At 45.1% G+C, this 827-nt stretch carries 1 protein-coding gene; it reads right to left on the minus strand.

Going from position 1 to position 827, the window contains the following annotated elements:
* Positions 1-717, minus strand: a 717-nt coding sequence (locus A3739_RS24835) for a sulfite exporter TauE/SafE family protein (protein WP_068503170.1), incomplete at its 3' end; no start/stop codon positions are given.
* Positions 718-827: the final 110 nt, after the last annotated feature.

The raw sequence follows: 827 nt of genomic DNA on the forward strand, positions 1-827 counted from the left end.
AAGTAACGCGCCAATAAAAGCGATAAGTGCTGCGATCGAGCATAAGCTAAGCAGCAATGGTCTGAATCGATTGTTGTCATCGATGTATGGCCTCGCTTTTACCCCAAGTACGAAACCTAATAGGCATACCGGCAAAAAACTAAGACTTTCTATTAGTAGCTGCTGATTTAATACGCCGATATAGGCGTAGGAAATCATGCTGATTGTGCAGCTATAACCAAAATATATCGACAGGTTTGCGCGTATGTTTTGAGGCTTTCCGTGCTGCATGACTAAGGCCATAGGCGGTCCACCAATGGACGTCGTCGTTCCCATTATTCCACTGATAAATGCTGCAAGCCCCATTCGTCTTGGGGTGTAATCAAACTGCTTGCCATAGTAAGAAATGATTACCGCCGCAAAAACGCATCCGGCGACAAACAGTTGAAGGGCAAAAATATCGAGTTGAAGTAGTAACCATGCACCTAATATCGTACCGGGGATTCTTGTAATAAAAGGCAGCGCTAAGGCGCGATATTCGATGTATTCGCGCTGATTCCAGGTGTTGAGAACGCTCAAGAATAGCGCGCATAAGGTGAGTGCCACGGGAACCCATAAAGGGTTAAGGATGACAATAATAGGTGCGGCAATCACAGCCATTCCAAAGCCCAATGCAGTCTGAATCCAGCATCCGACAAATAAGCTCAGTGCAGCAAGCAGCCAAATCCACAAATCCATACTTGCTTAACCTTTAGCGCAAAGTAGGGCGTCGATTTTTTGTAAAACCATTTGAGTACTGATGTCTGCCATCAGATCAATGCCTTTAACTCTAAGGCCCCATTTTAGTT

It is taken from the genome of Oleiphilus sp. HI0067 (assembly GCF_001635735.1).